A 9,817-nucleotide genomic window follows, 5' to 3' on the forward strand; every position below is an offset into this window, starting at 1 on the left:
GGCGGCGTACGTTCTGATCATGAGCGCGCTCGAGCACCCCGGCCTCGTCTTCCGTAGCCTCGACCCCTTCGACGGGGACGATGCCCTGCTGAAGGGGTGGTACGAAGCGACGCGGCGTGGCTTCCACCAGTCCCGCGGCAACGACGACGGCATCCAGGTCTGGCGCGACCACACCCGCAACGACTCGGTCACGCTGCTCGGGGCATGGGCGGAGAGCACGGAGTTCGCCTCGGCCACGATCCCGGTCGCGACGTTCTCGTCCTGGACCTCGCCGATCAACGTCGGCGCCGGCACCAGCCTGCCGGCGCTGCTGATCAGCGACGTGACCGTCTCCCCCACCCACCGGCGCCAGGGCCTGCTGCGCAAGCTGATGACGGTCTCGCTGGCCGACGCGGTCGCCGCTGGGGTGCCACTGGCGGCACTGACCGTCTCGGAGGGGTCGATCTACGGCCGCTTCGGGTTCGGCACCGCCACCCACCTGCGCCAGGTCGAGGTGGATGTGACCGCGAAGTTCCGCTACCGCCCGGAGGTGCCCGAGGACGACGGGTCGGTGACGCTCGTCGAGCCGGCCGACGCCTGGAAGACGGTCGCCGAGATCTACGCCACCTTCCAGGAGCGCACCCGCGGCTCGGTCACCCGGCCGCAGTTCTACGAGCCGTGGCTCTCCAGCGGCTACGACTTCGACGGCGACTCCAAGGGCGAGTCGAAGCAGCGGGCCGTGCTGCACCTGGACGCCTCCGGGACCCCCGACGGCTACGCCATCTACAAGACCGCCGACGAGCGCAACGACTCCGGGCTGCGGATGGCGCGCGTCGTCGACCTGGTCGCGCTGACCCCGGCGGCCTACCTGCGGCTGTGGCGGTTCCTCGCCGACATCGACCTCGTCGAGCGGGTGGCCTGGCGCAAGGCGCCGGTGCAGGACCCGCTCTACTGGGCGCTCGCCGAGCCGTTCGCGGTCAAGAGCGCCGAGCTCGACGACATGCTGTGGATGCGCGTCCTCGATGTGCCGGCCGCCCTCCAGGCCCGACCCTGGTACGCCCCCGGCGAGATCGTCCTCGGCGTCGAGGACCCGCTCGGGCACGCCGCCGGCGCCTGGCGGATCGCGGCGCGCGACGGCCGGGCCGAGGTCACGCCGACCGATGCCGCGCCGACCGTGGAGCTGGCCGCGGACACCCTCGGCGCCCTGTATCTCGGTGGTGTCGACGTACGCACCCTGGCGGCCGCCGGCCGGATCACCGGCTCTCCCGAGGCGCTCGAGAGCTGGGCCGCGATGGCCGACGGCGGCCCGCTGCCCTATTGCATCACCGGGTTCTGATCCCTCAGGGGCGACCGGGCTCGGCACCGATCAGGCTGATCCGGTCGCCGCGAAAGTGGTAGTGGTGCATCGCGTCCAGCCGCGGCGAGTAGGCGTGCAGGCTGAACGCCGGGCGCGAGCCGACGTTGCGTACGTCATGGACGTGGCCGGCGTCGTGCGCCCGGGCGTCGCCGGGGCCGACGTCGGCGATCTGCAGCCCACCGAGCCAGTTGTGCTCGACCAGGCTGCCGGTGAGCACGGTGAAGGCGGTGGTCGCGGTGCCGTGGTCGTGGAAGCCGGTGCTCGCGCCCGGGGCCCAGGCGATCAGCCAGACCTCGACCTCGTCGTCGCGGTGGAGCAGGTGGAACTCGCGCCCGGTCTCGGGCGCCTGCACGCGCGCGAGCAGGTCCTCGTCGTCGGCGTAGGTGCGGATGGCGTCCAGCAGGGGCTGTACAGCAAGTGCGGTCATGGTGGCCTCCTCCAGAAGCGTCGTGGGCTTAAGTATAGTAGATTGCTAGACTTTGGCAATGGAGTTCTGCTCCCACCCCAGACGTACCATTTCAACCATGGGTTACAACGTGGAGAAGTCCGACGAGGAGTGGCGCGCGGAGCTGTCGCCTGAGGAGTACGCGGTGCTGCGCCAGGCGGGCACCGAGCGGGCGTTCACGGGTGAATACACCGACACCGAGACCAAGGGCGTCTACTCGTGCAAGGCCTGCAAGGCCAAGCTGTTCGAGTCCGACACCAAGTTCCACTCCGGCTGCGGCTGGCCGTCGTTCTACCAGCCGATCTCGGACACGATCGAATACATCGAGGACAAGTCGCACGGGATGGACCGGGTGGAGGTCCGCTGCGCCAACTGCGGCTCCCACCTCGGCCACGTCTTCCCCGACGGCTACGGCACCCCGACCGGCGACCGGTTCTGCATCAACTCGATCTCGATCTCGCTGGAGCCTGCAGACCAAGCCTGAGGCTCACCATCCGTTGACATGGATGATCGGGTCGAGGTCGCGCCGCGGCCCCGGCCTGAAGTCGGTCCCCACGGTGTAGGCGACCGGCAGGAGCACGCCCTGGTGCACGTTCTCGGGCAGGCCCAGGACGTCGGCGACCTCACGCTCGTAGCCGAGGTGCAGGGTCGTCCAGGTCGTGCCGAGGCCCCTGGCCCGCAGCGCCAGGGCGAGGCTCCAGGCGGCCGGGAGCAGTGAGCCCCACAGGCCCGCCTGGTTGCCCTCCGGGAGACCGGGTACGTCGCGCTCGATCGCGGCGATCACCTGCACCGGCACGCGCCCCATCACCTCGCGCAGGTGGACGGAGCTCGAGCTGAGCCGGGCCCCGGCCGCGTCGCCGGGCTCCTCGCGCCCGGTGTACGCCTCGGTGTGCGCACGTGCGTAGAGGTCGCCGACCTGCTGCTTGAGCGCGGGGTCGGTGACCACGATCCAGTGCCAGCGCTGGTTGTTGCTGCCCGAGGGCGCCTGGACGGCGATCTCGATCGCCTCCCGGACCACCTCGAGCGGCACCTCGCGGTCGAGGTCGAGGCGCTTGCGTACGGCTCGGGTCGTGGTGAGCAGCTGGTCGGGGTCGAGCGGCAGGAGTTCGGTCATGCTGGAGGGACACCGGGAGGCCGGTCGATATTCCGCATCTTGATCTCGCGTCCCGCCGGACCCGGATACCGTGGCGCCGTGACAGTGCGGATCGCGATGTGGTCAGGGCCCCGAAACCTCTCCACGGCGTTGATGCGCTCCTTCGAGAACCGACCGGACTGCACGGTCGTCGACGAGCCGCTGTACGCCGCCTACCTCTCCGCCACCGGCCTGGACCATCCGGGCCGTGACGACGTGCTCGCCTCCCAGCCGAACGACTGGCGGGTGGTGGCCGAGGAGATCACGTCCGGCCCGGTCGGATCGGCGGTGCAGTACCAGAAGCACATGACCCACCACCTGCTCCCGGAGATGGACCACGGCGCCTTCGCCGGGCTCTCGCACGCGTTCCTGGTCCGCGACCCGGAGCGGGTGCTGACCTCCTACGCGAAGGTGCGCGAGGAGCCGACGCTCGAGGATCTCGGGCTGCCGCAGCAGGTGGCGCTCTTCGAGGAGTTCGGCGGGCCGGTGGTCGATGCCGCCTCGATCCTGGCCTCGCCGCGAGCAGCCCTGACCGCACTGTGCGAAGCCCTGGGGATCGGCTTCGACGAGGCGATGCTTGCGTGGCCGGCCGGCCGGCGCGACTCCGACGGGGTGTGGGCCCCGCACTGGTACTCCGGCGTGTGGGCCTCGACCGGGTTCGCCGCCTCCTCCCCCGGTGCCGACGACCCGCTGCCCTCGCGCCTGGTGCCGCTGCTGGAGCGCTGCCTGCCCTACTACGATCGCCTCGCCCCCTATGTCATGGCTCCTTGAGTCGAGATTGGTGACTGATGCTGCAGACGTACGACCCCCGCAACGACGACCTCCAGGTCTGGATCAACGGCGAGCTGACGCACCGCCTGGAGGCGCGGATCTCACCGTTCGACTCGCTCGCCCAGGGTGGCGACGGGGTCTGGGAAGGCCTGCGACTGACCCGGGGACGCATCTTCAAGCTCTCCGAGCACCTCCTCCGGCTGCGGCGCTCGGCGCGGGCCCTGGCCTTCTCCGACATCCCGTCGGACGAGTTCATGACCCAGGCGATCCGCGAGTGCGTGGCCGCGAACGGGATGCGCGACGACGTCCACATCCGGCTCACGCTCTCGCGCGGCGTGAAGGTCACCTCCGGCATGGACCCGCGGCTCAACCAGTCGGGTCCGACGCTGATCGTGCTGGCCGAGTTCAAGTCGCCGGTCTACGACGACTCCGGGATCACGCTCATCACCGCGGCCCAGCGTCGTCCTCGCGCCGACATGCTCGACCCGAAGATCCACCACAACAACCTGATCCCCTCGATCCTGGCCAAGGTCGAGGCCAACAACGCCGGCGCCGACGACGCGCTGATGCTCGACGACCTGGGCTTCGTCGCGGAGACGAACGCCACCCACTTCTTCCACGTACGCGACGGGGTGCTGCGCACCTCGACGACCCGGGCGTGCCCCGAGGGGATCACCCGCGCCACCGTCCTCGACCTCGCCGCCGACCTGGGCCTGCCGGTGGACGTCGGTGACTTCTCGCTCACCGACGCCCACACGGCCGAGGAGGCCTTCGTCACCGGCACCATGGGCGGCATCACCCCGGTCGTCTCGCTCGACGGCCGCCCGATCGAGCGCGGGCCGGTGACGCAGCAGCTCGCCAAGGCGTACGCGGACCTGCAGGCGACCTCGGGGACGGTCGTCGCGGGCTGAATGCCGACCGAGTTACCTCGGTGAACAGTCACCCGCCGACCGAGTCCCGCCAGGCGACCAGGTCCTCGAGCGGCTCGAGGTCGTAGTCGGGACCGCCGACCCCGTAGGTGAACAGCCGGGCACCGGCGTCGTAGAGCGGCTTGGCGGCCTCGGCGCTGTTCGCCGCGGTCGAGACCTCGATCTCGGTCACGTCGCGGCCGATCGCCTCACAGTGGCCGGCGAGGATGCCGCGCTTGCGCTCGAGGGTGGCCACGTCGGAGAAGGAGTGCCAGATGTCGGCGTGCTTCGCGACGTACTTCAGGGTCTTCTTCTCCCCGCCGCCACCGATCATGACCGGGATCTTGCGGAGGGGTGCGGGGTTGAGCTCGGACCAGCGCTTCTCGATGCGCGGGAGCGCCTCACCGAGCGCGTCGAGGCGGGAGCCGGCGGTGCCGAAGTCGTAGCCGTACTCGGTGTAGTCCTTCTCGAACCAGCCCGACCCGATCCCGAACAGCAGCCGGCCGCCGGAGATGTGGTCGACGGTGCGGGCCATGTCGGCGAGCAGCTCGGGGTTGCGGTAGGAGTTGCAGGTCACCAGGCAGCCGATCTCGACGCGCGTGGTCTGCTCGGCCCAGGCCCCGAGCATCGTCCAGGCCTCGAAGTGCTTGCCCTCGGGCTCGCCGTAGAGCGGGTAGAAGTGGTCCCAGTTGAAGATCACGTCGACGCCGATCTCCTCCGCGCGGCGGGCGGCCTCGCGGATCTGGGCGTAGTCGGCGTGCTGGGGCTGGATCTGGACTCCGATGCGGATCGTCATGTGGCCAACCCTACGGAGCGCCTGGCTTCCGTCCTCGCGTGAATCGGCCCTATCGTTCGGCGAGCGGCGAATCGCGCCGTACGAGAGCTGAAGAGGGTGCGAGATGCGACTCGGTTGGGATCTGCACGATGACGGCAAGAACGTACGCGAGGGTGCGATCGTCAAGCCCGGGGAGCGGCTGAGCTGGCCCCGGACGATCGGCTTCGGCGGCCAGCACGTGGTCGCGATGTTCGGCGCCACGTTCCTGGTGCCGTTGCTGACCGGCTTCCCGCCGACCACCACGCTGTTCTTCTCCGGTCTCGGCACCCTGCTCTTCCTGCTCATCACGCGCAACCGGCTGCCCAGCTACCTCGGCTCCTCGTTCGCCTTCATCGCGCCGATCGGTGCCGCGATGGGCGGCGGCGGGATGGGCTCGGCCCTCTTCGGCATCATGGTCACCGGTGCGCTGCTGGCGGTGGTCGGCGTGATCGTGATGGTCACCGGCACCGGCTGGATCGAGGCGCTGATGCCGCCGGTGGTGACCGGTGCGATCGTGGCGCTGATCGGTCTCAACCTGGCCTCCGCCGCGACCAACAACGTCGTCGGTGGTGACCCGACCAGCCCCGACAACGGGGCCGTGCTGGTCGCCGCGATCACCCTGGCGACCGTGCTGGTCGTCGCCGTCGCCTTCCGCGGCCTGATCGCGCGGCTCTCCATCCTGGTCGGCGTCGTCGTCGGCTACATCGCCGCGCTGCTCCTGGGCCAGATCGACACCTCGGCGTTCGAGAAGGCCGCCTGGTTCGGGCTCCCCGACTTCTCCACCCCGTCCCTCGACTGGGCCGTGGTGCCGATGTTCCTTCCCGTCGTGCTCGTCCTCGTCGCCGAGAACGTCGGCCACGTACGCAGCGTCGCCCACCTCGCCGGCGACGACTCCATCAACCGCGAGACCGGCCGGGCCCTGTTCGCCGACGGCCTGGCCACCACCATCGCCGGTGGTTTCGGCGGCTCGGCGACCACGACGTACGGCGAGAACATCGGCGTCATGACCGCGACCCGGGTGTTCTCGACCGCCGCCTACTGGGTCGCCGGCGTGGTGGCCGTGCTGCTGTCGCTGTCGCCGAAGTTCGGGGCGCTCCTGAACACGATCCCTGCCGGGGTGCTCGGCGGGATCACCGTCGCGCTCTACGGCCTGATCGGCCTGATCGGCATCCGGATCTGGATGGACAACCGGGTCGACTTCGCCGACCCGGTCAACCAGTTCACCGCCGCGGTCGCCCTGGTCATCGGGATCGGCAACCTCACCCTGACCTTCGGCGACCTCACCTTCACCGGCATCGCGCTGGGCACCATCGCCGCGGTCGTGATCTACCACGGGATGAGCGCACTAGCGCGCCTGCGCCGCCGCTGAGCCGGCTCAGAACCTGCTGCGCGTCGTCGGAGTCGGCGAGAAGGCGGCGCTCAGCCTGAGCACCTTGGCGAACTCGGTGACCTTGTCCACGGACAGGAAGCCGTCCGCCTCACCCGACCCGATGACGACGCCACCGTTGTCGAGCTTGGTGAGGTGCTTGTCCATGCCACCGGGCAGGGCCTGCGCCCTCCCCTCGGAGAGGTAGCTCAGGTATCCGAGCTTCGGTCCGGGCTTGCCGACCAGCTGGACCTGGGCGAGCGCCTCGTTGAGCGACCTCGAGGTCACCGCGGCCCAGTCCGGGTCCCAGACAGCGGCGAGCCGACGAAGGACCGGGCCGGCGAACTCCGCGACCTCGGGTCCACGCCACTTCACCACGATGCTGTTGCGCACCTTGGCAGACTCGGTATATCCACCGACGACCAAGGTAATGGCCACCGTGATCCGATCTCCGCGCCCCCGATAAGCCTGGCTGATTCCAAGATTCGGAGCGTCCGTATTCTCGCGGAACGCGTCGGAGACGGCTTTCAGCGCGTTATCCCGATCTTCCAGGGGCTTTCCCGGCATCGCGGGCGAGGACCACGAGATCTTCTCGCCGAAGACCTCGTCGAGGCCTACGATGAAGGCGCTCAGCTCCTCCGCAACCTGCTCAGGAGTCTCCTGGCGTGGACCCCAGAATCCGCGCGCGATCAGCTCTTCATCCACGGTCATGACCGTATCACCGCTCCCTCGTCGTATCGGCCGGCGAGCTCTGCCGGGCTCACCGTCGTGAGGTGAGGCTTATCCATTGCTCTTCGGCGCATTCCAGCCGTCCCAGTCGCTGCCCGGATTGACGAATTCCTGGTGTCTGACCGAGATAGGAAGATCGAAGTCCTCGAAGAGGGTCCGCGCCGCTTCCATGGCCTCTTTGTTGGAGAAGACCCACTCGACCGGGGTATCGCCCGCCGCGTCCACCTGTCGTAGAGCTTGATCGAGCCATTCCTTTTCCTTGGCTCCGTTGGGATATCCCCACGAGTCGATCATCTTCCCGTAACCGTGCTTGGTCTCGATCAGCTTGCCGTCGAGGATCCCGTCGAACTTGACCTCGTTGTCCATCGATCCACGCAGGCAGAACTCCAGCCCGTCGTCCTTGCCGGTCACCTGGCGTTCGAACTCGGCGCCGAGCTTCTGCTGGAGAAACTTGTGGTTCCGGTTGACGGGCCTCCACTCACCGGGACCCAGCCTGCCGTCCAGCAGACGACGGGCCTCCGCCTGCTTGCGGATGTCCTCGGCGACGTCGTCGGCGTTCTTCTTGAGGGAGTCCCCGACCTCGGTGAGGACCTCGCCCGCCTTCTCGAAGGCCTCCTTGGCGACATCGCCGATCTGCTTGGCCATAGCTGTCTCCTACGAGGCGAAGAGGGGAAGGGCGGACACGTCGGCGGCGAAGGTCGTGCACAGGTCGTACTGGTCGGCGCCGCAGTCGCTGAGCGCGGTGGCGATCTGCTCCATCAGGTCGTAGCTGAGCTGGGTCGCCGCGGTCGCCTCGCCGTCGGTCACGATCGGAGCCTCGGCGATCGACATGGCGAGCTCGGTGATCGTTCCGGTCAGCGGCTCGATCACCATGCTCGCGACCTGGCCGATCACCTCTTCCATCGCGATGTCGGTGGCGATGTCGAGCGCCTTCTTCCGAGCGGCGATGATCGCGGCGTTGCCGACCACGCTGAGGCCTCCCGTGACCACGGCGGTCGCCGCTGCGGCCGCGATCTGCGCCGCGGTGATCGTCAGCTCGGCGATCACCTTCACCTTCAGCCCGACGATCGCATCAGCGAGGATGTCGATCCCGGTCGCGACCTCGGGCAAGGCGTCCAGCAGCCCGTCCATGTTGGCCGTACGGTTGTCGGTCCATGCCCTGATCAGCGCATTCACCGACTGCGCCTTGGCCCCGTCGCCGAGCTCGTTGACCCGGATCTCCAGCTCGTCGAGGGTGGCGCGGAGGTTCGACTCCAGGCCGCGCACCAGCTGCGCGGCATCGCGGACCGCGTCCTCGTTGACGTTCGGCCATTCGTAGCCGAGCAGGTCGAGTACGAAATCCAGCTCCCCAGGGATGGTCATCCCCACGTCTCAGCCCTCCCATCGTCATGCGGACATGTCAGAAGCCCATGACGGGGTCGGCACACGAACCCGAGCAGGAGCCACCGCGACGGAAGAGGTTAGTGAAGATCCAGGGGCGCGGACAGCGAATTCTCGCGATCTCCCACCCCGTTGTGGAGGCCGGTCAGGGAAGGCGCTGCAGGAGGTCCGCGACGTCGACGCGGGCACCGGTGTAGAACGGCACCTCCTCGCGTACGTGGCGGCGGGTCTCGGAGCCGCGCAGGTGACGCATCAGGTCGACGATGCGGGAGAGGTCGTCGGCCTCGAAGGCCAGCATCCACTCGTAGTCACCGAGGGCGAAGGACGGGACCGTGTTGGCCCGCACGTCGGGGTAGTCGCGCGCCATCTGGCCGTGCTCGGCGAGGAGGCGGCGGCGCTCCTTGTCGTCGAGGAGGTACCACTCGTAGGAGCGGATGAACGGGTAGACCGCGACGTAGTCGTGGGTGCGCTCGTCGGCGAGGAACGCGGGCAGGTGGCTCCGGTTGAACTCGGCCGGGCGGTGCAGCGCCATCTGCGACCAGACCGGCACCAGCCGGCCGCCGAAGGCCGTGCGACGCAGGCGGTGGTAGGCCGACTGGAGCTTGTCGGAGGACGCGGCGTGGAGCCAGAACATCACGTCGGCGTCGGCGCGCAGGCCGGCCACGTCGTAGGTGCCACGCACCACGATGTCCTCCTCGGCGAAGGCGGCGAAGAGCTCCTCGACCTCGACCGCCTCGGCCTTGCGGTCGGCGTCACCGAGCGTCTCCTCGAGGGAGAAGACCGACCACATCGTGTAGCGGATGGTCTCGTTGAGCTCGTTGATCTTGGCTGCGTTGGACTTGATGTCGGCCTGCGGGTCGGTCATGCCCCCATTTTGCGCTACGCCCGGTCGCCGATCCCCTTCGGGCTCCGTCCTCGGACCTCTAGGGTGTGGGC

Annotated in this window: 12 protein-coding genes; 5 read left to right on the forward strand and 7 right to left on the reverse strand. The window is 69.0% G+C overall.

Translation table 11 applies throughout. The annotated features are described in order from the left end of the window. The first annotated feature begins 19 nt into the window (after positions 1–19). Positions 20–1,315, forward strand: coding sequence for a GNAT family N-acetyltransferase (locus ACZ6WN_RS07785; RefSeq protein ID WP_465863823.1), 1,296 nt, complete (start codon positions 20–22; stop codon positions 1,313–1,315). A gap of 4 nt (positions 1,316–1,319) precedes the next feature. On the opposite strand, the gene ACZ6WN_RS07790 is transcribed toward ACZ6WN_RS07785, so the two are convergent. Further along, positions 1,320–1,763: a cysteine dioxygenase gene (locus ACZ6WN_RS07790; RefSeq protein ID WP_465863824.1), complete on the reverse strand. Its 444-nt coding sequence runs from the start codon at positions 1,761–1,763 to the stop codon at positions 1,320–1,322. Positions 1,764–1,860: 97 nt separating this feature from the next. Here ACZ6WN_RS07790 and msrB point away from each other — a divergent pair, with 97 nt between their 5' ends. Next, positions 1,861–2,265, forward strand: a complete 405-nt coding sequence (gene msrB, locus ACZ6WN_RS07795) for a peptide-methionine (R)-S-oxide reductase MsrB (protein WP_357335336.1) — start codon at positions 1,861–1,863, stop codon at positions 2,263–2,265. Between the two features lie 3 nt (positions 2,266–2,268). Here msrB and ACZ6WN_RS07800 read toward each other — a convergent pair whose 3' ends face one another. Next, entirely contained in the window at positions 2,269–2,895 is a 627-nt protein-coding gene (locus ACZ6WN_RS07800) for a nitroreductase family protein (RefSeq protein WP_465863826.1), read from the reverse strand. A gap of 78 nt (positions 2,896–2,973) precedes the next feature. On the opposite strand from ACZ6WN_RS07800, the gene ACZ6WN_RS07805 reads away from it, so the two are divergent. Both ACZ6WN_RS07805 and ACZ6WN_RS07810 read left to right on the forward strand, forming a co-directional pair. Beyond that, positions 2,974–3,684 (forward strand): sulfotransferase-like domain-containing protein, encoded by a 711-nt coding sequence (locus ACZ6WN_RS07805; protein WP_465863828.1) that lies wholly within the window; start codon positions 2,974–2,976, stop codon positions 3,682–3,684. A gap of 17 nt (positions 3,685–3,701) precedes the next feature. Then, a complete protein-coding gene (locus ACZ6WN_RS07810; protein WP_465863830.1) occupies positions 3,702–4,595 on the forward strand; it encodes an aminotransferase class IV in 894 nt (297 codons plus the stop codon). 28 nt (positions 4,596–4,623) lie between these two features. Here the strand turns inward: ACZ6WN_RS07810 and ACZ6WN_RS07815 are convergent, their stop codons facing one another. Further along, entirely contained in the window at positions 4,624–5,388 is a 765-nt protein-coding gene (locus ACZ6WN_RS07815; RefSeq protein ID WP_465863832.1) for an LLM class F420-dependent oxidoreductase, read from the reverse strand. A 103-nt stretch (positions 5,389–5,491) separates the two neighbouring features. Between ACZ6WN_RS07815 and ACZ6WN_RS07820 the strand changes: the two genes are divergently transcribed. Then, positions 5,492–6,775 carry a uracil-xanthine permease family protein gene (locus tag ACZ6WN_RS07820; RefSeq protein ID WP_465863834.1) on the forward strand — a complete coding sequence of 428 codons (1,284 nt, stop codon included), beginning with the start codon at positions 5,492–5,494 and terminating at the stop codon, positions 6,773–6,775. Positions 6,776–6,781: 6 nt separating this feature from the next. On the opposite strand, the gene ACZ6WN_RS07825 is transcribed toward ACZ6WN_RS07820, so the two are convergent. From ACZ6WN_RS07825 to hemQ, 4 genes are all read right to left on the reverse strand, one after another. After that, on the reverse strand, positions 6,782–7,477 hold the full coding sequence (locus ACZ6WN_RS07825) for an Imm52 family immunity protein (RefSeq protein ID WP_465863836.1): 696 nt from the start codon (positions 7,475–7,477) through the stop codon (positions 6,782–6,784). A 75-nt stretch (positions 7,478–7,552) separates the two neighbouring features. Further along, positions 7,553–8,146, reverse strand: a complete 594-nt coding sequence (locus ACZ6WN_RS07830; protein ID WP_465863837.1) for a hypothetical protein — start codon at positions 8,144–8,146, stop codon at positions 7,553–7,555. A 9-nt stretch (positions 8,147–8,155) separates the two neighbouring features. Then, on the reverse strand, positions 8,156–8,863 hold the full coding sequence (locus ACZ6WN_RS07835) for a WXG100-like domain-containing protein (RefSeq protein ID WP_465863839.1): 708 nt from the start codon (positions 8,861–8,863) through the stop codon (positions 8,156–8,158). 163 nt (positions 8,864–9,026) lie between these two features. After that, a complete protein-coding gene (hemQ, locus tag ACZ6WN_RS07840) occupies positions 9,027–9,746 on the reverse strand; it encodes a hydrogen peroxide-dependent heme synthase (RefSeq protein ID WP_465863841.1) in 720 nt (239 codons plus the stop codon). Positions 9,747–9,817 lie beyond the last annotated feature (71 nt).

It is taken from the genome of Nocardioides sp. NPDC054178 (assembly GCF_055585005.1).